Origin of the sequence: Desulfatitalea tepidiphila (assembly GCF_001293685.1) — a bacterium.
Lineage (GTDB): Bacteria > Desulfobacterota > Desulfobacteria > Desulfobacterales > Desulfosarcinaceae > Desulfatitalea > Desulfatitalea tepidiphila.
In genome coordinates this window covers 448,586-474,690 of the sequence record NZ_BCAG01000006.1, presented here as the reverse complement: position 1 = coordinate 474,690, position 26,105 = coordinate 448,586, and the positions used below count along the sequence as shown (strand labels likewise).

Annotated in this window: 17 protein-coding genes; 12 read left to right on the top strand and 5 right to left on the bottom strand. The window is 59.4% G+C overall.

Annotated features, from left to right (window positions below):
• Positions 1-96 precede the first annotated feature (96 nt).
• From DFT_RS22050 to DFT_RS22030, 5 genes are all read left to right on the top strand, one after another.
• A complete protein-coding gene (locus DFT_RS22050; RefSeq protein ID WP_054033387.1) occupies positions 97-4,380 on the top strand; it encodes an amylo-alpha-1,6-glucosidase in 4,284 nt (1,427 codons plus the stop codon).
• A gap of 259 nt (positions 4,381-4,639) precedes the next feature.
• The gene (locus DFT_RS22045) at positions 4,640-4,948 is read left to right on the top strand and encodes an isoamylase early set domain-containing protein (protein WP_054033386.1); all 309 of its coding nucleotides are present in this window, start codon (positions 4,640-4,642) and stop codon (positions 4,946-4,948) included.
• A 308-nt stretch (positions 4,949-5,256) separates the two neighbouring features.
• Positions 5,257-7,806 (top strand): alpha-glucan family phosphorylase, encoded by a 2,550-nt coding sequence (glgP, locus tag DFT_RS22040; protein ID WP_054033385.1) that lies wholly within the window; start codon positions 5,257-5,259, stop codon positions 7,804-7,806.
• A gap of 101 nt (positions 7,807-7,907) precedes the next feature.
• Complete coding sequence (locus DFT_RS22035; protein WP_054033384.1) at positions 7,908-9,419, top strand: glycogen synthase; 1,512 nt, start codon at positions 7,908-7,910, stop codon at positions 9,417-9,419.
• A 2-nt stretch (positions 9,420-9,421) separates the two neighbouring features.
• Positions 9,422-11,455 (top strand): alpha amylase C-terminal domain-containing protein, encoded by a 2,034-nt coding sequence (locus DFT_RS22030; protein WP_054033383.1) that lies wholly within the window; start codon positions 9,422-9,424, stop codon positions 11,453-11,455.
• 87 nt (positions 11,456-11,542) lie between these two features.
• Here DFT_RS22030 and DFT_RS22025 read toward each other — a convergent pair whose 3' ends face one another.
• Positions 11,543-12,067, bottom strand: a complete 525-nt coding sequence (locus DFT_RS22025) for a lytic transglycosylase domain-containing protein (RefSeq protein WP_235506303.1) — start codon at positions 12,065-12,067, stop codon at positions 11,543-11,545.
• A 249-nt stretch (positions 12,068-12,316) separates the two neighbouring features.
• On the bottom strand, positions 12,317-12,727 hold the full coding sequence (locus DFT_RS22020; RefSeq protein ID WP_054033381.1) for an OsmC family protein: 411 nt from the start codon (positions 12,725-12,727) through the stop codon (positions 12,317-12,319).
• A 169-nt stretch (positions 12,728-12,896) separates the two neighbouring features.
• On the opposite strand from DFT_RS22020, the gene DFT_RS22015 reads away from it, so the two are divergent.
• The 6 genes from DFT_RS22015 (at position 12,897) to DFT_RS21990 (ending at position 20,327) form a co-directional block, all read left to right on the top strand.
• Positions 12,897-13,754: a PAS domain-containing protein gene (locus DFT_RS22015; protein WP_054033380.1), complete on the top strand. Its 858-nt coding sequence runs from the start codon at positions 12,897-12,899 to the stop codon at positions 13,752-13,754.
• Between the two features lie 404 nt (positions 13,755-14,158).
• Positions 14,159-15,460 carry a KamA family radical SAM protein gene (locus DFT_RS22010; protein ID WP_054033379.1) on the top strand — a complete coding sequence of 434 codons (1,302 nt, stop codon included), beginning with the start codon at positions 14,159-14,161 and terminating at the stop codon, positions 15,458-15,460.
• Positions 15,461-15,500: 40 nt separating this feature from the next.
• Complete coding sequence (locus DFT_RS22005) at positions 15,501-16,085, top strand: YkgJ family cysteine cluster protein (RefSeq protein WP_054033378.1); 585 nt, start codon at positions 15,501-15,503, stop codon at positions 16,083-16,085.
• Positions 16,063-17,097 (top strand): D-alanine--D-alanine ligase family protein, encoded by a 1,035-nt coding sequence (locus tag DFT_RS22000; protein WP_054033377.1) that lies wholly within the window; start codon positions 16,063-16,065, stop codon positions 17,095-17,097. The genes DFT_RS22005 and DFT_RS22000 overlap by 23 nt, the downstream gene beginning before the upstream one ends.
• Entirely contained in the window at positions 17,084-18,082 is a 999-nt protein-coding gene (locus DFT_RS21995; RefSeq protein ID WP_235506318.1) for a D-alanine--D-alanine ligase family protein, read from the top strand. Before DFT_RS22000 ends, DFT_RS21995 begins: the two co-directional genes overlap by 14 nt.
• Entirely contained in the window at positions 18,075-20,327 is a 2,253-nt protein-coding gene (locus tag DFT_RS21990) for a GNAT family N-acetyltransferase (RefSeq protein ID WP_054033375.1), read from the top strand. Before DFT_RS21995 ends, DFT_RS21990 begins: the two co-directional genes overlap by 8 nt.
• Here DFT_RS21990 and DFT_RS21985 read toward each other — a convergent pair whose 3' ends face one another.
• Positions 20,328-21,338 carry a histone deacetylase family protein gene (locus DFT_RS21985; protein ID WP_054033374.1) on the bottom strand — a complete coding sequence of 337 codons (1,011 nt, stop codon included), beginning with the start codon at positions 21,336-21,338 and terminating at the stop codon, positions 20,328-20,330. It abuts the gene before it with no gap.
• 271 nt (positions 21,339-21,609) lie between these two features.
• Here DFT_RS21985 and DFT_RS21980 point away from each other — a divergent pair, with 271 nt between their 5' ends.
• On the top strand, positions 21,610-22,164 hold the full coding sequence (locus DFT_RS21980) for a class I SAM-dependent methyltransferase (protein ID WP_054033373.1): 555 nt from the start codon (positions 21,610-21,612) through the stop codon (positions 22,162-22,164).
• Positions 22,165-22,273: 109 nt separating this feature from the next.
• On the opposite strand, the gene DFT_RS21975 is transcribed toward DFT_RS21980, so the two are convergent.
• Positions 22,274-24,631, bottom strand: coding sequence for a TRAP transporter permease (locus tag DFT_RS21975; protein WP_054033372.1), 2,358 nt, complete (start codon positions 24,629-24,631; stop codon positions 22,274-22,276).
• A gap of 155 nt (positions 24,632-24,786) precedes the next feature.
• Positions 24,787-25,764: a TAXI family TRAP transporter solute-binding subunit gene (locus DFT_RS21970; protein ID WP_054033371.1), complete on the bottom strand. Its 978-nt coding sequence runs from the start codon at positions 25,762-25,764 to the stop codon at positions 24,787-24,789.
• Between the last annotated feature and the right edge of the window lie 341 nt (positions 25,765-26,105).

Genomic DNA, 26,105 nt, shown 5'->3' with positions numbered 1-26,105 from the left:
GAGTTCTCATCCGTTTGTATTATCTTGCCGATATATGATGTATCCGCCCTGTTAACCCAGACCCAATAGCGTCTTTCAATCCACCTCGGAGCGTTCATGGCATCCAAAACATACAAGAACGTCCAAATCCATCAAACGCCGGCGCCTGGCAGCCATATCCTCCGGTTTCGCGGGGATATGATCCATCTCCATCTCCATGTGGCCCCATCTCCGGCCGGCGCTGCTTACGTTCGGACCAACCTGGGCAAGGCGCGTATCATCCGGCGGGAGATCATCCGTAATATCGAATTCAACGAGGCGCCCCAGGCGCGCGATTGGTACGACATCCCCATGATTCAAACAGGCGAGGGCCACTACGAGGTGAGTTTGCCGCTCAACGAGGTGGGACACTTCGAGGCCAAGTGCCTCTTTCTGCCCGAGGACCGGAATGAGCCCCTGTGGCCGCCCGGATCCAATACGGCCATCAATGTGGAACCGGCCGATACGGTATGCGGCAATATCATCTACAATGCCTTCGTGCGTCAGTTCGGCCCCAACAAGGGCCGGCCGTACAGCGATATGTCGGACGTCGCCGAGTGCATGCGGGTTCTGGACAATGCCCACTATACGGTCATCCCGCCGTCCGGCACCTTTCGCGACGTGATTGCCGAGCTCGATTTTATCATGGGGCGCCTGGGGTGCCGCCTGCTGCAGCTGCTTCCCATCAATCCGCCCCCGACCACCTATGCCCGCATGGGTCGCTATGGCAGCCCTTACGCCGCCTTGAGTTTTACGGCCGTGGACCGGGCCCTGGCCGTGTTCGACCCGGCCGCCACACCGCTCGAGCAATTCATCGAACTGGTCGATGCGGTGCATGCCCGGCGCGGCAAGGTGATCCTCGATATCGCCATCAACCACACGGGTTGGGCCGCCAGCCTGCACGAAACCCATCCCCAATGGCTGGTGCGTCAGGCGAACGGTGAAATCAAGAACCCAGGGGCCTGGGGAGTGGTTTGGGCCGATTTGACCTCCCTGGATTACAGTCACCAGGATATGTGGACTTACATGGCCGATGTTTTTCTCACCTGGTGCCGGCGCGGGGTGGACGGTTTCCGCTGCGACGCCGGGTACATGATTCCCCTTCCGGCCTGGCAGTACATCATCGCCAAGGTGCGCGACCAGTTCTCCGACGCCCTGTTTCTGCTCGAAGGGTTGGGCGGTAAAATATCGGTCACCCGCGACCTGCTCGACCGGGCCAATTTCAACTGGGCCTACTCGGAGCTGTTTCAGAATTACGACCGGAGCCAGATCGAGCACTATCTGCCCGAGGCCCTGGAGATCAGCGACACCGACGGCATCACCGTTCACTTTGCCGAAACCCACGACAACAATCGCCTGGCCGCCACCTCGGCCACCTATGCCCGCATGCGGACGGCCCTGTGCGCCCTGCTGGCGCCCAACGGCGCCTTCGGCTTTGCCAACGGGGTCGAGTGGCTGGCCACCGAAAAGATCAATGTCCACGAGGCGTGTGCGCTGAATTGGGGCGCTTCCGAGAATCAGGTCGACGTCATCGCTCACTTGAGTCGTTTGCTCAAGACCCATCCAGCTTTCGGTCCCGGGGTGCAGTTGACCCTCATCCACCGGGGGGAGGGCAATTTCATCGCCCTGGCGCGGCATCACCTGCCCAGTGGCCGTGGTGTGGTCGTCGTGGCCAACCTGGATGCCGTCCGGCCGGTGACGGCCGGCTGGGATGCCGCCAGGGCCCCGTTTTTAAAGCCGCCGGTAATAGATCTGGTCAGCGGACAGCCCGTCGCCATTGTTCACAAGGATGAGCTGGGGCAGATCGATCTGGCCGCCGGGCAGGTCGTCTGCCTGGCCGACAGCCGGGATGGATGGGCGTCTGCGGCTCCCGAAGATCCCTATACGCCGCCGCCGGCCGTCCTGTTGCAGTGTCTGCGGGCTAAGGCGCTGGAAGTGATGGTGGTTTTCAGAGCCGTCGCGAGCGGTGATCTCGATGCGGCCGCGCGGCGGTTGCAGGCCGATCCAGAGGCTTTTTGCCGCGGTCTCGATCCCCGGGTGGAGATGCCTCGCCTGGTGCGCTGGCAGCTTCCCACAGACCTTCGGCGCGAGGTGATGGTGCCGCCCGGCTTCCTGTTGCTCGTTCATGCGCCTCACCCCATGCGCGCCCGGATCGTGGAGGGCGAACGCGTCCTGGCTCAGGAGGATAGCCTGGCCGGCAGCGACGGGCACGCCTTTGTGCTTTTTGCGCCATTGCCGACACCGGTCGCCCACCGGCCGTGTGAACTGCAGATCGTCAGTTTCGAGCCCGATGGGCCCGTGCACCATCGCGCCAGGCTGCTCTATCTGGCCGATGGGCGCAACGCCCGGGTGCGCACCGCTTTCAGCCGAAACGAGTGTCATCAGACCCCGTTGCTGGTGTTAGGGACCAATGGAAGAGGCGCCATGATGCGGGTGCGCGCCGACTGGCGCCGGTTGGATAGCCGCTACGACGCCTTGCTGGCGGCCAACCTGAATCCTGATTTTCCGGAAGATCGGCGCATCCTGCTGGCCCGTTGCCGCGGGTGGGTGGTCTACCAAGGGTATTCCCAGGAGATCAAACCCGATTGTCTCGAACATTTCGGTTTCGATTATGAGGGCGGTGCCTGGTGGCGCTATCAGATTATCGCCGGACAGGGCGAACACATCGTCTTGCAGGTACGGGCTCGCATGCTGCCCGATCGGGCCAACATGGTGGCTATGCAATTCGAGCGGCTCCATCGGATTTCGGGCGAGGCCGAACTGGCCGATGACCAGGCCGTCACGCTCGTGATTCGTCCTGACATCGAAGATCGCAACTTCCATGAATGCACCAAGGCCTTTTCCGGGCCCGAAACCCTGTGGCCCAATGCCCTCACGGCGCATAAGAAAGGGTTTCGTTTCGCCCCTGGCGCCCATCATGCCCTGGTCATGCAGCAGGACCAGGGACGCTTTGAGATCGAACCGGAGTGGTATTATATGGTGCATCGATCCCTGGAGGCCGGCAGGGGACTCGATCCGAATTCCGATTTGTTCAGCCCGGGCTACTTTTCCTGCCCGCTGAGGGGCGGGCAGCGGATCATGTTGACCGCCTGGGTTGAAACCCCGTCGGCGCCCAAGGCCAAGCCGCCGGCCGCGCTGGATGGGTCCATCGAGGGAGACGACATGCCACTGGAAGGCGCCATGGCCGCCGCCCTGAAACAGTACGTGGTGCTCCGGGGCGAATTCAATACGGTCATTGCTGGATTTCCCTGGTTTCTCGATTGGGGGCGCGATACCCTGATCGTGGTGCGCGGCCTGATCGCCGCCGGCCATCTGGAGACGAGTCGCGCGATCCTGTTGCAGTTCGCCCAGTTCGAGGCCAACGGCACCCTGCCCAACATGATCCGCGGAAACGATGCCGGCAATCGGGACACCTCTGATGCGCCTCTATGGTTTTTCACCGCCTGCGCCGATTTGGCGGTTGCCGAAGGGCGGGACGATTTTCTCGATCAGCATTGCGAGCGCCGTTCGATCCGGCAGATCCTGGTGGACATGGCCGGCGCCTTGATGGCCGGCACCCCTAACGGGATCCGCATGGATCCGGGGTCGGGTCTGCTCTTCAGCCCCGCCCATTTTACCTGGATGGATACCAATTATCCGGCCGGTACGCCGCGCGAGGGCTATCCCATCGAAATTCAGGCGCTGTGGTATGCCGCCCTGGTCTTTCTATCGGATATCGATCCAGCGGCCGGCTCGGCCTGGAAGGATCTGGCCCAACGCGTCCGGAACAGCATCCAGACCCGTTATTGGCTCCCCGATGCCGGCCATTTGAGCGATTGTCTGCATGGTTCCCCGGGCACACCGGCCGACCAGGCCCGGCCGGACGATGCCCTGCGTCCCAACCAGTTGCTGGCCATTACCCTGGGGGCCGTGGAAGATCCCGAAATGGTCCGCCGCATGCTGGATGCCTGCCAGCGGCTGCTCGTTCCGGGGGCCATCCGCAGCCTGGCCGACCAGCCGGTCAAGGCGCCCCTGGTCATTCAAAGGGAAGGACAGCTGCTCAACGATCCCATGGCACCCTACTGGGGCCAGTATCAGGGGGATGAGGACACGCGACGCAAGCCGGCCTACCACAATGGCACGGCCTGGACATGGCCGTTTCCGTTATTCTGCGAGGCCTGGGTTCAGCGGTACGGACGTTCCGCGGCACCGGCCGCCCTGGCCTGGCTGTCGAGCAGCCTGCAGCTGATCAACAGCCATTGTGTCGGCCATGTGCCGGAGATCGTGGACGGCGATATCCCCCACACCCAGCGGGGTTGCGATGCCCAGGCGTGGGGGGTCAGCGAGTTGTTGCGGGTGTGGCGCAAGGTGAGGGCGGTATAGGTTACGGCTTCTGTCACCTGCTCCATCCTTGCCGGGTACAATGATGAGCATAGAGTTAGAATCGCTGAGTTGGAATCGCTTTGGTTGACAAACCGCGGTGCTAAAACTATCTATGGAGCGAACAGCAACCCCATGCGACACCTCTTTCTCGTCGATCGATGGCGCGTGTTTGAGCGCGATCCTTGCTCCCCGCTGGCATGTCTTCATTGTCGATATCAAGCCGCGCATGGCAACCAGGCATAATACCCAGGAGAGAGCGATGAGCACCAAAAAGCAGTATCTTAAAAACAAACCCTATTGCAAAGTGACGTTTCGCCTGACCAAGGAATTTGCCGGTAACGGCAAGAACGCCGGCCTCGCGGGGGAGTTTAACGATTGGCAGGCCGAAAAGACCCCCATGAAGGCCCTCAAGAACGGCGATTTCACCGTAACGGTCAACTTGGCCACCGGAAGGGAATACCAATATCGATTCGTTGTGGATGGCGCCTACTGGATTACCGACACGCAGGCCGATAAATATGTGCATGCCGGTATCGCCAACACCCAGAACGGGGTGGTGGTCGTTTAGGGGTCTCTGTTTCATCCATCGATCGTTCTCAACCGCCGGCAAAACGTGCCGAAAGGGTAGGCGCCTTTCATTCCCAAGCGCGGTCTGAGATTAAACTCGATGGATTCGTAAGTAGGCGTTGCCAGGCGGCGCTGTAAAAGGCTCAAGATCAAGGCGCGCGACATTCCGTGTCCTGAGGTGTACTTGCCCTACGCCGCAAGGACCACGGGATGAGCGCAACGCAGATAATGGACCTTTTAGGGTGACGTCAAACTCGAGTCCCGGCACTGGCCCGGTAACATGTGAATCTGTCCCACAGGAGTCGTCCGATGAAGCACATACAAGCCTTTCAGGTATTTCCCAAGTTGCCAAGCTCGCTGAGTTTTCTCGGCGTTCTGTCGCGCAACTTGTGGTGGTCGTGGAAACCCGACGCCATCGAATTGTTCCGACGCGTGGATCCGCGTCTTTGGGAGGCGTCCGGTCGCAATCCCATTGTTTTCGCCACCAAGGTCTCTCAGATCCGGTTGAAAAAGCTGGCCGCTGACGACAGCTTCCTGGCCCATCTGGACCGGGTTCGGCAGCAGTTTAAAGAACGCGTGCTGGCATCGCCCGATCTGGGCACCAATCCATACGGTTCAACCGCCCGCATCGCCTATTTCTCCATGGAGTTCGGTATCCACGAAAGCCTGCCGCTGTTTGCCGGTGGTTTGGGCGTTCTTGCCGGTGATCATCTCAAGTCCGCGTCCCACATGGGACTTCCCATGGTGGCGGTGGGGTTGCTCTACCGCCAGGGCTACTTCCGCCAACTGCTCGATCCCAACGGCTGGCAGCAGGAGACCTATCCGGAGACGGATCTCTACTCCCTGCCGCTGGTGCGCGTAAAAGACAGCGCCGGCGTCGAACTGCGCATCCAGGTTGAGGGACCTGACGGCGATATTCTGGCCGATGTCTGGAAGATCATGATCGGCAGGGTTCCCCTGGTGCTGCTGGATACCAATGTGCCCGAGAATCCACCGGCCATCCGTAATATCACCGCCCGGCTCTACAACAGCGAGCCGGGCGTTCGTCTCGCCCAGGAGGTGCTGTTGGGGATCGGCGGCATGCGGGCGCTCAAAGCCATGGGGATCGAGGCCACCGTGTGCCATATGAACGAGGGGCACAGCGCCTTTGCCAACGTCGAGCGACTGGCCCAGTGGGTCGAGGCGCATCAAGTTGATCTACCGACGGCATTGGAGGCGGTGGCACGCACGTCGGTTTTCACGACCCATACACCGGTGGCGGCCGGGCATGACGAATTCCCGCCCGAGTCGGTGCGGCCGTATATTCGAAATCTCGCCAAGCGGATGGGCGTGACCGAGGACGAGATCCTCTCCTGGGGGCGAACGGGCAACGCCCATCCCCATGGCCCCTTTTCCATGTTCATCCTGGGGTTGCGTCTCTCCGAACACTGCAACGGCGTGAGCCGCCTGCACGGACGGGTGGCGCGGCGCATGTGGGCCCATGTGTGGCCGGAACGGTCGGTGGATGACATACCGATCAAGCATGTGACCAACGGCATTCACGTATCGAGTTTTATCGCACCCGAAATTTTCTTCCTCTTCGAGCGCTATCTGGGACCGGAGTGGCATTACAGCAGCCGCAAGGGGGAGAATATCGAGCGAATCGGCGAGATCTATGACGAAGAGCTCTGGCGCGCTCATGAAATGGCCCGGGCGCGCTTGATCAGTAAGGTTCGGGACCTGCTGGTCAAGCAGTACGAACGGCGCAGCGCACCGATTTCGGTGGTCAAGGCCGCCGAAAATGCCCTGGATCCAGAGGTGCTGACCATCGGGTTCGCCCGCCGGTTCGCCACCTACAAGCGGGCCAACCTGATCCTGGGCAATCCGGCGCGGCTCAAGGCGATTCTGACCAACACGTCGCATCCGGTTCAGATCCTATTCGCCGGCAAGGCCCATCCCCAGGACAACGAGGGTAAGGAGCTGATCAAAAACATCATTCAGTTCGCCAAAACCCACGACGTGCGCAGCAACATCGCTTTTCTGGAAGATTATGACATGGGCATCGCCCGTCACCTCGTGCAGGGTGTGGATGTTTGGCTCAATACGCCCAGGCGGCCCATGGAGGCCTGCGGGACTTCCGGCATGAAAGCCGCCATCAACGGCGTTTTGAACCTGAGCATCCTCGATGGTTGGTGGGACGAGGGGTACACCTCCGAGCGCGGTTGGAGCCTGGGCAGCGGCCAGGAGACGGCCGATCAGGGGTACCAGGATGCCGTCGATCAGCAGGCCCTCTACAATATCCTGGAAAACGACGTCATCCCGATGTTCTACAACCGGTCTTCGGGCAACATGCCGACCGAGTGGCTGGCCAAGATGAAGGCCTCCATGAAAATGGCCATGGCCGATTTTTGCAGCCACCGCATGATCAACGAATATCAGCAGCGGTTTTACCTTCCGGCCGTGCAACGCCATCGCGAACTGATGGCCGATGGCGGCGCCGAGGCCAAGCGATTGAGCGTCCTGCACAAGCGGCTCAGGGATTGTTGGAAGGATATCCGGATCGAAACCCCCGAGCGCGACCATGAAGGGCCCTTCCAGGTGGAAGATACCTTCACCGTCAGCGCGGTGGCCCATTTGGGCAGTCTCGACCCCGACGAGGTCGATGTGGAGTTGTATTACGGTCGCATGAAGGGCACCGCGGAACTGGAAATCGGACTCACCCAGAAGATGGAGATGGTCGAAGATCGCGGGGAAGGCAGTTATCTGTTCCGCTGCACGGTGACCTGCCGGGATTCGGGGCGTTACGGCTTTACGGTGCGCATCGGCCCCCGCGCGGACGACTGGATCCGATTTACGCCTGGATTGCTCACCTGGGCTTGACGCCGGTTTTACTTTTTATTTTTGGTATTCTATGATGTTTTGATTTTTCAACGGCGCACCCACCTCCAATGCCGGCTCCTTGGGCTGGCTGAAAGATCGATATGGCGAAAAAGCAAAAAAAACCTCGGATCCTGATCGTTACCCCCGAGGTGACCTATCTTCCCGACCGCATGGGTAGCCTGGCCAACTATCTAACGGCCAAGGCCGGCGGCTTGGCCGACGTATCGGCCGCCCTGGTCAGCGCGCTCTTTCATCAGGGCGCCGATGTGCATGTGGCATTGCCCGACTATCGCTCGATTTTCGAGGACCGCCTGGCCCCGTTTCTCAGGCGGGAGCAGCGTACCCTGCACCGGGTGATGCCCAACGACCGCATTCACCTGGCCGAGGATCGGGCCTTTTTTTACCTCAACCGCGTCTATTCCAACTATGGAGGGGAAAACACCCATATCTCCCTGGCGTTCCAGCGCGAGGTGATCAACAACATCGTGCCGCGGGTGCGGCCCGACCTCATCCACTGCAACGACTGGATGACCGGTCTGATACCAGGCATGGCCCGGCAGATGGGCGTTCCCTGCTTGTTTACGATTCACAATATTCACACGGTCAAGACCACTCTCTCCCATATCGAAGACCGTGGCATCGATGCGGCCTACTTCTGGGATCACCTCTATTACGAGAACTTCGCTGCCAGCTATGAAGAGGCCAGGGAGAGCGTCCCCGTCGATTTTCTAGCCAGTGGCGTGTTTGCCGCCCACTTCGTCAACACGGTCAGTCAGCGTTTTCTCGACGAGATCGTCGAAGGACGCCACCATTTCATCGCCCCGCCGCTGCGCCAGGAGTTGACCAACAAGGTCCGGGCCGAATGCGCCACGGGCATTCTCAATGCGCCGGATCCGGGTTTCAACCCGGAGAAGGATCAATTCCTGTTCGAGACCTATGGATCCGAAAACCACTTGTCGGCCAAGCGTAAAAACAAGAGGGATCTGCAGCGGTTGCTCGGGCTCCTCGAAGACGAACGGGCGCCGGTCTTTATCTGGCCCTCGCGCCTCGATCCGGTCCAGAAAGGGTGCCAGTTGCTGGCCGATATCTTCTATGGCGTGATTTCCAAATACTGGGAGCAGGGACTGCAGGTGGTCTTCGTGGCCGACGGTCCTTACCAGAATGTCTTCCGCAACATCGTCAATCAGCACGAATTTCACCAACGGGTGGCGGTGTGCGATTTCAGCGAGCGCCTGGAGCACCAGGCTTACGGTGCGGCGGACTTTGTGTTGATGCCCTCTCTATTCGAGCCCTGCGGCCTGCCCCAGATGATCGGCCAGATTTACGGTGCCCTGCCGGTGGCCCACAACACGGGCGGCATTCATGACACGGTGTCCCAACTCGACGCCGATCGGGATACGGGCAGTGGATTTCTCTTCGATATTTACGACGCCCAGGGCCTGCTGTGGGCCGTGGACCGTGCCATGGACTTTTTCCAGTTGCCCGATCCGATCAGGGAGCGCCAGATCACCCGTGTCATGCGTCATGCCATGGAGACCTTTACCCATGCGTTCAATGCCCGGCAGTATATCGACCTTTATGAAAAAATGCTGGAAAGGCCCTTGCTGCATTAGCGATGATAACAGACAATGACCGGCAGCGCGCCATGCGCTTCATCTCTTCCGACGACTACCTCGAGCTGCACCTCGAGGCCATCGCCCGTCGCATTGCCCTGATCTCGAGCACGTTGCGGGAACTGACCGACGGGCAGGGCGCTTTGGGCGATTTTGCATCGGGCCATACTTACTACGGCCTGCATTTTCATGATGGAGAATGGGTGTTGCGGGAGTGGGCGCCCAATGCCACGGCCATCCATTTGATCGGAGATGTCAGCAGCTGGCAGCCGCATGAAGATATGGCGTTCCAGCGCATCGATGCCAACGGGACGTGGGAATTGCGGTTGCCGGGCGAAAGACTCCGGCACGGGGACCTGTATCGCCTCTATATGCAGTGGCCCGGCGGCGTCGGCGACCGTATTCCGGCCTGGGCTCGGCGGGTCGTGCAGGACCCTGTGACCCATATCTTCAATGCCCAGGTTTGGCATCCGGAAAAACCTTACCCGTGGCAGGTGGAGAAATTCACCGCGGCCGATGAGCCGCCACTGATCTACGAAGTTCATGTGGGCATGGCTCAGCCCGAGGGGCGCGTGGGCGGCTATGTCGAGTTTACCGAAAACGTGTTGCCCCGCGTGGTCGCGGCCGGCTACAACACGCTGCAAATCATGGCCATCCCCGAACACCCCTATTACGGCAGTTTCGGTTACCATGTGAGCAGCTTTTTCGCCCCGTCGTCGCGCTTCGGCACGCCCGAGGAATTCAAGGCGCTGGTGGATGCCGCCCATGGGGCAGGACTGCGGGTGCTCATCGATCTGGTTCACTCCCATGCCGTGAGCAACGAAGTCGAAGGCATCAGCCGCTATGACGGCAGCGAGTACCAGTTTTTCCACAAAGGCCATCGCGGTCGTCACATTGCCTGGGATTCGCGCCTCTTCGATTATGCCAAGCCCCAGGTGCTCCACTTCCTGCTGTCCAACTGCCGCTACTGGCTGGATGAATTCCGCGTGGACGGGTATCGCTTCGACGGCATCACCAGCATGCTTTACCTGGATCATGGCCTGGGAAAAGCTTTTACTTCCTATGAGGACTACTTCAATCCCAACGTGGACGAAGACGCCTTGTGCTACCTGGCCCTGGCCAACCAATTGATTCACCAGGTGCGACCGGATGCGGTCACCATCGCAGAAGACGTCAGCGGCATGCCGGGCTTGGCCAGACCCTGGGAAGAGGGAGGCATCGGGTTCGACTACCGGTTCGCCATGGGTGTGCCCGACAACTGGATCAAGCTCACCAAGGATATCCGGGACGAAGATTGGCACATGGGCGGCCTCTGGTACGAACTGAACAACCGCCGGCAGGACGAACGGACCATCTCCTACACCGAATCCCACGATCAGGCCCTGGTCGGCGACAAGACCCTGATCTTCCGCATGATCGATGCCGAGATGTACTACCACATGGGCATGGGCGACCACCACATGGTCGTGGATCGCGGTATCGCGCTGCACAAGATGATCCGGTTGATCACCCTGGCCACGGCCGGTCACGGATACCTGAACTTCATGGGCAACGAATTCGGTCACCCCGAATGGATCGATTTCCCCAGGGAAGGCAACAACTGGTCTTATCACTACGCCCGCCGCCAGTGGCACCTGGCCGACGACCCCAACCTCAAATACTCCCAATTGGCCCTTTTCGACCGGGAGATGATCGCCCTGGCGAAGTCGTACAACGTGTTGGCCTCGCCCGCCGCCCGCCTGCTCTGGGAGCGCGATGACGACAAGATCCTGATCTTCGAGCGTGGCGGATTGATATGGGCTTTCAACTTCAACCCCACCCGTTCGTTTGCCGACTACCAATTTTCCTCTCCACCGGGAAAGTACGACATCGTGCTCGATTCCGACGATGTGCGCTTCGGCGGCTACGACCGCATCGACCGCACCATCTCCCACGTCGCATTGGCGGCCCGGGATAAATTTCATCCCCCCCATCGGCTCAGCATCTACCTGCCCCATCGCACTGCGCTGGTCCTTAAACCCGGGAAGAAAGTGTAGTTTTAAGTGTTTTGTTTTGATGGCGATGTCAAAAGTCGTTGCCGTTGTGTACGAGAAAGACAAGCCGGCGGCATGACCGGGCGGTCCTCAGCTTTTCTTGTAGAGGTGGAATAACTTCATCACTTTTTCGACGTAGCGCTGGGTTTCGTCGTAGGGGGGAATGGTCTGGTAGCGTTCGACGGCGGAAGGACCGGCGTTGTAGGCGGCCAGGGCCAGGGGCAGCTGGCCGTCGAAACGCTCGATCATGGCTTTGAGATAGCGGGCGCCGCCCATGATGTTCTCCCATGGGTCGAAGGGATCGCTGATGTCCAACAGTTCGAGGTTCTGGGGCATGATCTGCATCAATCCCAGTGCCCCTTTTTTGGAAACCGCCCGCGGGTTGAAGTAGGACTCCACGTGGATCAAGGCCTTGAGCAGCGAGGAAGAGAGGCCGTTTTCCCGCGCCGCTTCGTTGATCACATCGTCGTAGTTCTGGATCGGACGCCATGTCTTGGGACGCGTGGGCGTTTCCCGCATGTAGACCTTATAGTCGCTGGAGGTGGGCGTGTTGGTGAAATGCAGGACCCCTTCGCTGTCGATATAGAGATAGATGTCGGCTTGGGCATACGGCATGACAAATAGTGTCAATCCGACAAAAATTGACGTGCATAACCCGATGATTGTTTTTCGCCCCCCCGCCATTTCGTTTCGCTATCCCCGAATACCGCAACCTTTTGAAAACATATTCGATCGGTCTGTTTACAGATCGCCTTCGGCCGAAGTCAAACTATCGGCCCCTCCATCGAAAAACTTGAATCTTTCGGCTTTTTAAGGCACGCCGGCGATCCGTTCGCCGGTGAAAAATGCAAAAAATATACCTTTTTAATCTTCTGCCACGATTTCAACCTCGGTCGTGATGTCGGCCACGCCGCGCACGGTAGCCGCTACCGAGCAGAATTTTTCCTGGGAGAGTTTCACGGCCTGGCTTACCGCTTTTTCCGTCAAATCTTTGCCGCTGACACGGTACCTTAGATGAATTCGCCGGTAGGCCCATGGTGGTTTGGCATCCTGCTCGCCATCGGCGATGATTTCGAGCATGGTGAGCGGCTTGCGCTTTTTAACCATTATATTGAGGACATCGTAGGCAGTGCAGGCCGAAAGGCCGATCAGCAGCATTTGGGAAGGGCTGACCCCTTTGGCCGGATCGTCTCCGGATAGGACAACGGAGTGATTCCGGGAGTCGGTCCCCACGAACTGTTTGCCCGTCAACCAGCGAACGGTAGTGGTCGGCATGTCGTGCTCCTCTTAGGATGGATGGCGTGATAGGGCAGCTTTCGCAATTTTCGGATGTGACCTACCATACTGATTTCCGGCCAAGGGTGCAAGGCTTTCGAAAAAGCTTCTTGCACCGGCGTCCGGTATGGTAACCTATCCCAAATCGTTTGATCGGAGAAGAGACGTTATGCCCTTTTGGTCTTGGTTCATAGTCGCGCTGCTGCTTGCTGGATTGGGTTGGTGCGGTCTTCGTATCCGCGCCCAGGCCCTGCGGTTGGAACGGCTGCGAAAGGCGCTCAACGAGGCAAAGCTTCGTGTGCACGCCCTGGAAACGGACCAGCAGCGCTTCGATAGCCATCGTGAAAACAAAGAAGATCGCTTGCGGGGCTATTTGAAGCTCATGGACGAACTGATCAACACGATTCCCAACCCCATCTATTTCAAAGATGCCCAAGGCGTTTTTCAGGGGTGTAACCAGGTATTTTCAAGGGCTGTGCTGGGATTGACCCGCGATCGCATCATCGGCCGGCGGCCACAGGATCTGCCCGATCAGATACCGCCCGACTTGGCCGCCACCTATCAGCACCAGGAACTGGTGATGATGCAAAAGGGGTTGTCCCACACTTTCGAGGCTGAGGTGCAGTGCGCCGACGGACAGCGGCGGGATTTCCTGTTCAGCCTGGCGCTCATCCAGAATCAGGATAAAGAGGCGATCGGCAGTGTGGCCGTTCTTTCGGATCTCACCGAAAAGAACCGGGCCGCCCGGGACCGGGCGCAAAAAGAGAAGCTCGAAGGCGTGCTCGAAACCGCGGGCGGCGTCTGTCATGAGTTCAACCAGCCCCTGCAGGCACTTTCCGGTTATCTGGAATTGCTCAGCCTCAAAATCGCGTCGGATGAGAAGGCTTCAGAGTATATCGCCAAGGCGCTCGAACAGGTCGAGCGAATGGGCTCCATCACCTCGAAACTGCAAGGCATTACCCGGTACGAAACCATGTCCTATGCCGCAAAAACCAAAATCATCGATATCCACAAATCTTCGGAATGATCCAGCCGATCGCGTTCATTGAATGGATTGGACTGGATTTATTTTTCAATCATCGAGACGTCCGACACCCCCTTTCCAAAGAACGGACCCATCATTACCGCAACGCATTGAAAAGGGAACTTGTATTTCCTTTTTTAATGGATTCCAAAATTGCTGTTTTATTAAATTAAACTAATAATATCGGATCGTTGTTGGGTCTCATGCGTTTCGTGGAGGCGTTTTAGGGTGGAATTGAAAAAAACAGGAATCGTCGATTCCGATCGGTTCGGGCGGCACAATTTTAACTGCATGATATATCATGGAAAAATATTTGGCACGGGATTTGTCCGCAGCCTGTTCCCAAAGCGTATCACCGACGTCACTTTTAATTGCCGGCCATGCCGGAAGAAGGAGAACCTCGAGCAATGCCTATTCATCAACGACGTCCAGCCAAAGCCAGAGCAGATGTCAAATCCAGTTGTGCCAACACGGTGGCTGCGGAGGTCGAAGAGGAGCCTCCAAGTCAGGAGGCGGCAACGCCCATCAGCCTGCCTGCTGAAAAAAGGATCAAGCACAAGCTTTCCATCCAACCTTCGCCTCCCGACACCCCTACACCGCGCAGACGTTTCAAACAGCTTTACTATCCCACGGTCACCGAACGTCAGTGGAACGACTGGCGGTGGCAGATCGCCAACCGGGTGCACACCCTTGCCCAACTGGAGAAGTTTCTCGATCTAACCGATCGTGAGCGTCACGCGGCCATGGGATTGCAAACCAACCTGCCGCTGGCGATTACGCCCTACTTTATGAGCCTGCTGGTGGGCCACGGATCCGATTATGCCTTGCGCAAAACCGTGGTGCCCGTGGTCGATGAATTTGTCAAATCCGTCGGTGAGGATGATGACCCCCTGGGCGAAGATACCCAGAGCCCTGTGCCGGGACTGGTGCATCGTTATCCCGACCGCGTGCTCTTTTTGACCCTGGACTTTTGTTCGACCTATTGCCGTTACTGCACCCGTTCCCGGGTGGTGGGGCATGGTCGACTGTTTTTCAACCGCCGTCGTCTGGAAAATGCGCTGGACTACATTCGCCGCACCCCCACGGTCCGGGATGTGCTGCTGTCCGGCGGCGATCCACTCACCCTGGGCGATGCGCGCCTGGATTGGCTGCTCACTCAATTGCGCCAGATCAAGCATGTGGAGATCATTCGCATCGGCACCAAGATTCCTGCGGTATTGCCCCAACGGGTGACGCCGCAACTCGTCAAGATGTTGCGCCGCCACCACCCGCTCTGGATGAGCCTGCACTTTACCCATCCCGACGAGTGCACGACCGAGTCTTACCGCGCCTGCCAGCGTCTGGCCGACGCGGGTATCCCCCTGGGCTCACAGACCGTGCTGCTCAAGGGGGTCAACGATTCGGTGGAAACCATGAGCGCGCTGGTGCATCACCTGCTTCAGATGCGGGTGCGCCCCTACTATCTCTATCAGTGTGATCCGATTTCCGGTTCGGCGCACTTTCGTACGCCGGTGGAAAAAGGGTTGGAGATCATCCGCGGATTGCGCGGGCACACTTCCGGCTATGCGGTGCCCACCTACGTCATCGACGCGCCGGGAGGGGGGGGCAAGGTGCCTCTGATGCCCGAATACGTCATGGGCCGTGAACATGGCCATGTCGTTTTGAAAAACTACGAAGGGAACCTTTACAAGTATCCGGACTGCTGTTGAGCGATTCCGGAATCGGCCGCACGACAGAGGGCGGCGATAGATGACCGCGTTATCCAATGAAACCGGCGGGCAGGCCGGGGGAGGGCGCTTTCGGCCCATCGCCCCGGAACCCACCGGTGGGGTGTGTTTATGTCAAACATGTGCCCGCAATGGAAGAAGTTGCTGCCAGGGGCATGATATCTATGTGACATGGGGGGATTGCCGCAGAATACTGAGCCACACCCGGCAATCGGATATTATTGAATACCGGGCCTGCGGCGATGCCGCCTATGCGGATCAGGATGACGATCCGGTCTGGCAGCAGCAGGTCTTTCGGCCCGACGGTACCCGCCGCGTGCTGAGACAGCGCGAGAGTGGAGATTGTATTTTTTTGACCGCCACGGGTTGCCAATTGCCGTTGGCTGTGCGACCCTTGGTTTGTCGTCTGTTCCCCCATGTCTATTCAGCGATAGGGTTGGCCCATCGATGGGACATGGAATGCCTGGCCGCGCGGATCGACCCCGCTGCGGTCGTCGCGGCCGGTATCGCCGGTGTCGGAGATGCGGAAGCCGTATGCTGGCATCGAATGCTGTATGATGAAATCATGTGGGAGGGTCTGGTCGATGAAGATTGGGCTGACCTATGACCTGCGGGCCGACTACCTTGCGGCCGGCTATACGGAAGAGGAGACGGCCGAGTTCGATCGCGCCGACACCATCGACGCCTTGGAGAATGCCCTGGCGTCGTTGGGCTACCAGAGCGACCGCATCGGACATGCTCGTCATTTGATGGCCCGCTTGGCGGCCGGCGATCGCTGGGACATGGTATTCAACATCGCCGAGGGGATGCATGGCATCGGCCGCGAGGCCCAGGTACCGGCCATGCTGGACGCTTACGAGATTCCCTATACCTTTTCCGATCCATTGGTTATGACCTTGACCCTGCACAAGGGCATGACCAAACACGTGTTGCGCGATGCGGGCGTTGCCACGACTGATTTTACCGTGGTTGAAGGCCCCCAGGACTTGCGCCGGATCGCTTTCGGTCCGCCCTATTTCATCAAACCGGTGGCTGAAGGCACGGGCAAGGGGGTGACGCCCGATTCCATCGTGCGCCGGCGGGACGATCTGGGTGCGGCCTGCCGCAATCTGCAGGTCGCCTTTGACCAGCCGGTGCTGGTCGAGCCTTTTTTGTCCGGCCGTGAGTTTACCGTGGGTCTGGTGGGTACCGGCGCCGATGCCCGGGTCCTCGGGACCATGGAGGTGCTTCTGCTCAAGCAGGCTGAGCCCAATGTTTATTCCTACGTGAACAAGGAGCGTTGCGAGGACCTGGTTTCCTATCGACTGGTGCGACCCCAGGAGGATACGGTCGTGGCCCGGACCGAGGCCGTGGCCCTTGAGGCCTGGCGGGTGCTGGGCTGTCGAGATGCCGGACGGGTGGACCTTCGCTGTGACACGCAACAGGATCCCATGTTCATGGAGGTCAACCCCCTGGCCGGCTTGCATCCCCAACATTCGGACCTGCCGATATTGTGCAACCTGCTGGGGATCGCTTACGTGGACCTGATCGGACAGATCATGCGTTCGGCCCTGAAACGGGTCCGCCAGCAAGCCGGGAAAAAGGGGGGGCAGGCCTTTGCGCGTCGTGGTGGTGCATAATGCGGTCCAGGAGGGGGGGGCGCCGGACGAGCAGGATGTGCTGGTGCAGGCCGAAATGGTCGGTGCCGCTTTGCATCGTCTGGGGCATGAGACCCTGCGTTTCGCCTGTGACCTGAATCTGACCGATATCAAGGGAAAAATCGAGGCTGCAGGACCCGATCTGGTGTTCAACCTGGTCGAGGCGCTGGATGGCAGCGGCCGGCTGATTCATCTGCTGCCCTCTCTGCTGGATGCCATGGGGCAGCCCTACACCGGCTCATCGGCCGAAGCGATCTTTCTCACCTCCAACAAGATCCTGGCCAAGACGCGCCTTCACGCGGCCGGCGTGCCCACGCCGGTATGGGTCGGGCCCTGCAACGGAAGCCGGCCCTGTGTGCTTCCCGCCAGCGCGGAGTGGCCGTCGCGCTGGATCGTCAAATCGGTCTGGGAACATGCCTCCATCGGCATCGATGCGTCGGCGCTCATAGAGGGTGCCGAGACCCCCCATCTCAATGCCGTGCTGGCCGAGCGGGCGCCCCATCTGGGCGGCGACTGCTTTGCCGAAGCCTTTATTCCAGGACGTGAATTCAACCTGTCGGTACTCGACGGGCCGAGCGGACCGGTTGTGCTGCCGCCGGCCGAAATCGTTTTCGAGGGTTTCGGTGAGGACCAGCCGCGCATCGTCGGCTATCAGGCCAAATGGGACAGCGACAGCTACGCCTATCACCACACGCCGCGCCGTTTCGATTTCGGCGGCGAGGACGGCCTGTTGCTCGATCAGCTCGAAGCCATGGCTCTTCGCTGCTGGGAGCTGTTCGACCTGAGTGGCTATGCCCGGGTCGATTTTCGTGTGGATGCCGAGCAGTTGCCCTGGGTTCTGGAGATCAACGCCAACCCGTGTCTGTCCCCCGACGCCGGTTTCGCCGCGGCGGTCGAGCGGGCCGGTCTGACCCTGGACGAAGCCGTGGCACGCATCGTCGAGGCCCGGGGTTTGAGCCATGCTTAAAATCAGAAGAATATACGACGATGTGTTGCCCATCAACCGGGAGATCCTCAAACAGGTGCAGCAGATCCTGCGCACGCGGTTCAACGCGGTGCCCGAAGAGGAGATCGAGCAGATCGGCGAAAAGCTGCGCAATCCGTTCAAACAGCGCTTCCGCACCATCTTGCTGGTGGCCGAAAATTTGCGGCGCCGCGTGCTGGGTTTCGCCATGGTGCTGCACGAGCCGGTCATCGGGTTCTGCTACCTGGATTGGATCGCCCTAGCCGGCGGCAAGACCGGCGGCGGCCTGGGCAGCGCCCTCTATGACCGCGTGCGCGGAGAGGCCGTGGACCTGGAGGCCAGGGGGCTATTTTTCGAATGTCTGCCTGACGATCACGAGCGTTGTCCGGATGAGGCCCTGCTCCGGGAAAACCGGGCGCGCCTGAGGTTCTACGAACGTTATGGTGCGCGACCCATCGTGGATTCGGGCTACGAAACGCCGGTGAAGCCCGGCGACACCTGCATGCCGCACCTGGTCTACGACGGCCTGGACCGCACCGCGCCCCTGCGTCGGGACTTCGTTCAGAAGGTGGTACGGGCCATCCTCGAGCGCAAATATGCCGAATACTGTCCGCCCGACTATGTGAACCGCGTGGTGGGCTCGTTTCAGAAGGACCCGGTGCCCCTACGGCCTTTTCGCTATGTGAAGCCCGAGGCGGTGCGCAGCGCGGTGGAAGGGCGCTCCATCGAGCAGATCGCCCTGGTCGTCAACGACAAGCACGACATTCACCACGTGCACGAACACGGCTACGTGGAGGCGCCGGTGCGGGTCAGCACCATCCGCAAGGCTCTGGACCCCAGCGGCCTTTTTGCCGTCAGCCCGCCGCGGGCCTTCGGCGAGAAGCACATCACGGCCGTACACGATGCCGACCTGGTCAACTATCTGCGCCGCGCCTGCGCCGAGATGCCCGAAGGCAAGTCCCTCTATCCTTATATCTTTCCGATCCGCAACAAGACCCGGCCGCCCAAGGAACCGTCGGTCTTGTCCGGCTACTACTGCATCGACACTTTTACGCCCATCAACCGCAATGCCTATCCGGCGGCCCGCCGGGGGGTGGACTGCGCCCTGACCGCTGCCGCCGAAATCCTGGCCGGACGCCGCATCGCCTATGCCCTGGTTCGACCGCCGGGCCACCATGCCGAGCGCTGCGCCTTCGGCGGCTTCTGCTACTTCAACAACAACGCCATTGCCGCCAACTTCCTCAGCGCCCACGGCCGGGTGGCCATCCTGGACATCGACTATCACCACGGCAACGGCCAGCAGGATATCTTCTACCGCCGCTCCGACGTACTGACCATCTCTATCCATGGCCATCCCAAGTTCGCCTATCCCTATTTCACCGGTTTTGAAGACGAGCGCGGCGAGGGTGAAGGGGAGGGTTTCAACCTGAATCTGCCGCTGCCTGAGACGGTAGACGGAGAGCTCTATGCCAAGACCCTGTCCAGGGCCATCGAACGCATCGCGGCTTTCAAACCCTTGTTTCTCGTGGTGGCACTAGGGCTGGATACGGCCAAGGGCGATCCCACGGGTACCTGGCGGTTGGGTGCCCGTGATTTTGAAAACAACGGCCGCATGATTGGTGATCTGAACCTGCCCACCGTTGTGGTCCAGGAGGGGGGCTATCGCAACCGTACCCTGGGCACAAGCGCGGTCCATTTTTTCAAGGGGTTGGTGGCGGCGCGCGTCAAGGCGGCCGAGCAGCAACCGGCGGCGAGGGAGAACATGCACGGCCTGCGGTGGCGCGATACCCTCGAACCCCAGGACCCGGAGCGCATCCGCCGGCTGGTGACCGTCACCGGTTTTTTCAATCCCGAAGAGGTCGATGTGGCCGAGGAGTTGGTCACCGAGCGCCTGGCAAAGGGCGAGGCCAGCGGCTATTACTTCATCATGGCCGAGCATTACGGCCGCCTGGTGGGTTACGCCTGCTACGGACCCATCGCCGGCAGCGCCAACAGTTTCGATCTGTACTGGATCGCCGTACACCCCGAATTCCAGCGCCGCGGACTGGGACGCCGCCTGATCAAGGAGACCGAGCGGCGCATCCACAAGGCCGGCGGCAGGCGCATCTACGTGGACACCTCCCAACGGGCCGAATATGCAAGCACTCGGATATTCTACGAAAATTGCGGCTACCGGCTCGAAGCCACCCTGAAGGATTTTTACGCCCCGGGCGATGGCAAGGCCATCTATTTGAAAATTTTGAAGTAATCAGATTTTTAGGGCATCGGCCAGCGCCCAGGTGAGAAAGCGGGCATAGACCGGCCAGACCCGATCGCCATATCCACCGGCCATGAGAAAAGCGGCGGGAATGTCCTGCCGGCGCAGGAAGCGGTAGATCAGCTGGTCCCGGGCCAGCATCTGGTCGATGGAGAGGCTCAGGCCGGCTGTTGAGGGCAATTCGTCCGCCTCGTAAGGATCGGCCCCGTTCACGACGATGGCCAGGTCCGCCCGCCCCATTTGTGACAACCGCTGCAAGCCTATTTCCAGACGTTCAATGTAGGCCGATTCTTCCCCGGAGGCGATGGGGATCTCGATGTCGCTGGGAATGAATACCGGATTGGCCGTGCCGTCCGGAAGGCAAGCCGGGCCGTCCAAAGGCCAACCGTCGGCCATGTGAATGCTCAAGGTGAGGATGCTGGCGTCGCCGGCGGTCAGCGCGGCGGTACCGTCTCCCTTGTGGGCGTCGACATCGATGACCCATACCCGGCTGACCGCGCCCTCGGCCTGGAGCTTACGTGCCGCGATGACGATGTCGTTGACCATGCAAAAGCCGCTGCCGTGGTCCCGATGGGCGTGGTGCATGCCGCCGCCGAAGTAATAGCAGAAGCCGTGAGCCAAGGCCAGGCGGCCGCATTGGGTGGTGCCGGCCGCCTTGACCAGCATCCGTTCGAACAGCTGGCGCAGCGGGTAAACGGCCTTTTGGGGCGCATAGCGGTGGTAGGTGCCGTCGGCCGCGATGAGTTCATAGGTGGCCAGTATCTCCGTTTCCAGTCCATCCGAAAAGAGACGCTGCACGTATTCGGGGCTGTGGACGCGCATCAGATCATCCCTTGAAAGCCGTTCGCTGACCGTTGGATGATGCCAGCGGCGGACCATTGGGCCGATTGTCGGATGCTCTGTCAGGGCGGCAAACGTCCGTGTGGCGCGGCTGTCGCGGACGGGGATCAGAATGCCGAACGGTTCCAGGCTCATGGGGATGGATGTATCGTAGAGGATCATCTGTTTCTCCCGGGGGGTGAAGGGTTGCTATCAGATGCATCTATTTTGGAACAATAAGTATGAAAGTACGAAAGTACAAAAGTATGAAAGTTAAGGAATCCTATCTATTTTTAAATCGGGGATCCGATGGCGTGGTAATGGTTTTTGACAGTCATGGTAATCCACTTATCTTATTGGCCTGGAAGTACAATGAGAAGGAGAGAGGGGTATGACCCGGAAATCACAGCGTGCACGGGACGGTGTCAAGTGAATGATTGATAATGGAGATGGGATGATAGATCGCAAGCATGTTTGCCCCTGGTGGTTTTGCTACACGTTCGACAATCCGTTACGGAAGCTGTTTCACCGGCCGGACCGCATGTTCGCGGCGATGATACGTCCAGGCATGGCAGTGGCCGACATCGGTTGCGGGATGGGGTATTTCACCATTGGTCTGGCCCATCTGGTCGGATCGACCGGCCGGGTGATCGCCGTGGATCTGCAACCGGAAATGTTGGTGCGTGTGGCGCGGCGGGCGCGTAAGGCCGGAGTGTCCTCGGTGGTCGAAACCCGGCTGTGTCAGAGCGATTCACTGGACATAGATGAGGCGGTGGATTTTATCCTGGCGTTCTGGATGGTCCACGAAACGCCCGATCCTCAGGTGTTTTTCAAACAGGTCCGCGAGATTTTAAAGCCCGGCGGCCGCATGCTGGTGACCGAGCCCAAGTTTCATGTGTCCGATGCGGCGTTTCAACAGGAGTTGGAGATGGCCGAGGCGGCGATGCTGGCGGTCAAGGGGCGCCCGGACACGGCCTTGAGCAAGACGGCACTGCTCGAAGCGGTTTGAACAGAACCGGGTGAGGAGACGTTGGCTCGACGGGGTAAAAAAAGGCCCCCGCTTCTTTCGAAGCGGGGGCCTTTTCGGTTGGAGTGGAGAGAGGTCGTCGAATCCTGACCTATGCCATGGCTTTCGCCTTTTTGTCGGCGTGCCGCTGGTAGATCGGATGAAGCAGCGACGGGTCCTTTTTAATTCGTGCCTTCTGCATGAAGAAAACCGCCGCCCAGAGTCCGATACCGATGAAATCGACGATGATCACCGGCATATCCACGCCCACCGCCCAGATCAGGAGCTTGGGGAAGAAGAGCAGCAGGGTGGCCACCGCATAGATGATCCACTCGAGTATGGTGGTGGGGCAGAGGAAATAACCCATGGTGAGACTGCCGAAGGCGATGGTGCCCAGCACGATGGTGGTCCAGGTACTGATCACCTGGTACCAGGGCATGATGAAATCGGGCCCGCCCAACAGAAATCCCGGTGAAAAGGCGAAGATGAAAGGCCCCATATAGAGCATCTTGGCGAACTTGAACGAGGTCCAGCCTGTCTTCCAGGGGTCTGACCCGGCGATGGCGGCGCCGGCGTAGGCGGCTACGCAGACCGGCGGCGTGATGTTGGAGTCCTGGCTGAACCAGTAGACGATCATGTGCGAGGCGAGCAGGGCCCAGGCGAGCTTGGACATGATGGCGATGTACTGCGGATCATTTGGCATCAAGGTGTCCAGGGGTGCCTTGAATTCGCGCAGGCTCATGCCGAACTGGGTCTGGATGATCATGTCGCTCAAGGCGCCCACAGCCAGAACAGCCGTGATTAGATAGGCCGCAGTGACCGGAACGCCCATGCCCAGCACCAGGGAGGCGAGGCCGACGAGCAGGATCGCCAGGGGCAGGGAGCCGAACGAGAGTTCGATGATGATCTGGGAGAACTTGAGACCGATGCCGGTCAGCTGAATGGTGCCCACGATGATGCCGATCACGCCTACCGTGGCACCGATGACCAGGGTGGAGCGCGATCCTTCGATCATGCAATTGAGGATCTCCTTGGCGCCCATACGGTGGTCGCTGGTCAGCCAACTGATGCCCACGCAGGAGAGAATCGCCCAGAAGGCCGCGTAACCGGGTGAGTAGCCGAGGAGCATCATCACCACGATGATCACCAGGGGCAGGGACATGAACCATTGCTTCTTAAGGATCTGCAGGGCCGTGGGTGCGTTGGGATCCTTGAGACCCACCAGGCCGTAGCGCTTGGCTTCGAAGTGGACCATGACGAAGACCGACAGGAAATACATGAGGGCCGGAAAGATGGCCATCAACATGATCTTGACGTAGGGAATCTGGGTCATCTCGGCCATGATAAAGCCGCCGGCGCCCATGATGGGGGGCATGAACATGCCGCCGATGGAGGCCGACGGCTCGATGGCGCCGGCCACGTGGGGTCTGAAGCCCGCTTTTTTCATCAGTGGAATGGTAAAGGCGCCGGTGGAGACCGTGTTGGCGATGGCCGAGCCGGAGACCGAGCCGAAAAATCCCGACGCCATGACAGCCACCTTGGCCGGTCCGCCTACGGTTCGTCCGGCCAGGGCCATGGGCACATCGAGGAAGAAACGGCTGGCGCCCGACGCTTTGAGAAACGAGCCGAAGAAGATGAACAGGATTACGTAGGTGACCAGAACGGTGGCCATGATACCGAAGACACCCTCTTCTTTCAGATAGATGTGGTTCAGGGTGCGGGTAACGGTGAACCCTTCATGAGCAAAGGCGTTGAGGATGGGGATGTGGTGCAGCACATCACCCCAGAAGCCATAGCAGAGGAATGCCAGGCCAACGATGGTCATGGACCATCCCAGCATGCGCCGGGCCACCTCCAGGGAGACGAGAATACCCAGCATGCTGATGGCCGTGTCCAAGGCATTTTCCGACCCCATGCGGTAGTTGATGTCCTGGTATTCGACCATGAAATAGCCGACCACAAAGGCGGACACCAGGGCCAGCACGACGTCCAGCAAAAGGACGGAACCGCCATGGCGCTTGATTCCCCAGACCTTGATGGGCAGGAAGAACGATACGGCTGCCACGAGGCTGACGATGGCATAGAACCAGTTGATGCCCGCAAACGGCTCTTCGGCGCCCTTGCTGCCCAGCAGAAAATGGAGCGCGAAATAGACGCTCAGGAAAATGCATGCAAAGGAGCCGGCCGCATCGATATAGTACCCTTTCATCTTGGGGTTCTTGTCGGTGAACGGATAGTGGATGCATATCATCATGTAGGTCAGCAGGACATAAATCCCCAGGAAATACTGGGTGTCCACCGGGGTGGCGGCGCTATACATGTAAAAGAGCACCATAAAGATGCCCATGGCTGCGCTGATGTAGAACCAGGTGCCGGTGGCGATGTTGCGGCCGGACTTCTCATCTTTCTCGATAAGCTTCTTGAGTTTTTCCTGGTCGCCGGCCGCTGGGATGTTTTCGGTGTCGCTCATTTTTGTTTCCTCGATGGCATGGGCGGGATCCTGCCCTTAAAAGGTTCGGGTCCCGTTCCAGCAGACAAACCGATTGTTATGGGCAAGGGGGGATCGGCGCATGGCCGTCCCCCCTTTTTCTATTATGCTTTGATATTAATCGCCCAGGACGGTGATTACGGCATCAACTTGGCCGGAATCTCCTTGCCCTGTTCCTTCCAGAATTTCACCGCACCCGGGTGCAGGGGCACCGATGCGCCGCGGAAGGCGTTTTCCAGGTTCATCTCTTCGAAGGTCTTGGCGGCCGTGACCATGGCCTCCATGCCGTCTTTGGACCACAGGGTCTTCATGACCGCATAGACCAGATCCTCGGAGAGATCTTTGTTGGCGATGAGCATGGTCGAGTCCTGGAAGGTCTGGCATTCGCCCACATCCTTGCCGTAGATGCCGGCCGGAATGGTGGTCGGGCTGTAGGCGAAGGCATCGTAAAAACCGGTTTTTTCAGCTTCCAGACCCACGTCGACCAAGTTGATCTTGGCCTGGACACTGGCTTCGATGATCGATCGGTTGGGATAGCCTACCAGCACCCAGAAGGCGTCGATCTTGCCGTCTTTGAAGGCGCTGGCCGCTGCCGAGTATCCCATGAAGGTGGGTTTGAAGTTGTCCCACACGCCGATGTGGCGGAAGAAGCGTTCGGCACTGGCCGCGGCACCGGAGCCCGCATTACCCACGGCCACGCGTTTGCCCTTCAGGTCAGAGGCCGAGTTGATACCGCTGCCGGCATTGATCACGAGCTGGGCAGGTGCGCCGTACAGGTAGCCCAAGACGCGTTGGCCAGAATATTTGTTTTCGTCCTTGGGCAGTTTGCCCACATATCCCAGGGCGCTGTCAACGGCGTAGGCCAGGCCGAAATCGGACTCTCCGCTGGAGACCCGTTTGAGGTTTTCCACCGATCCGCCCGAACCCACGGATGAGGCTTTGATGTTGGCATTGACCTTGGGTACATAGATGGCCATGGCGTTGGAGAAGGTGTTGAAAGTGCCGCCCGTGGGTCCGCCGCCGATCTGGACGCTGTAATCCTGGGCCATGGCCGGTGTCGCCAACAGCGCCAGAGCTGCAACGAGCACCATTAGGTGAAAGCTGAACTTTTTCATGTCTGACCTCCTTGAATTGTTATTGGATCGGATGGGATGAGGGTGAAGCAGGGTGAAGTGCTTGTGCCCCTTTTAATGATCAGACACTATCCGTTGCAACCTCGCCGGTCAATTGGGTGATTTCTGATTTCCATGTAGGTGAATTTCTTACAAACATGGATCTTTTACGGGTCCTTTGGCTCGGGCTGTCCGCATGCGTCATCCTTGCCGGGTCATATGCATAGCATTCAGTTGGAATCCCTGCTGCCTCATCTGTTGACTTGACAGGGCATCGGGCAGCCATATATAGGGGCTAAATTTTAGGCTGTCTAAATATTTTTCTAATTAAACTTTAACCAATT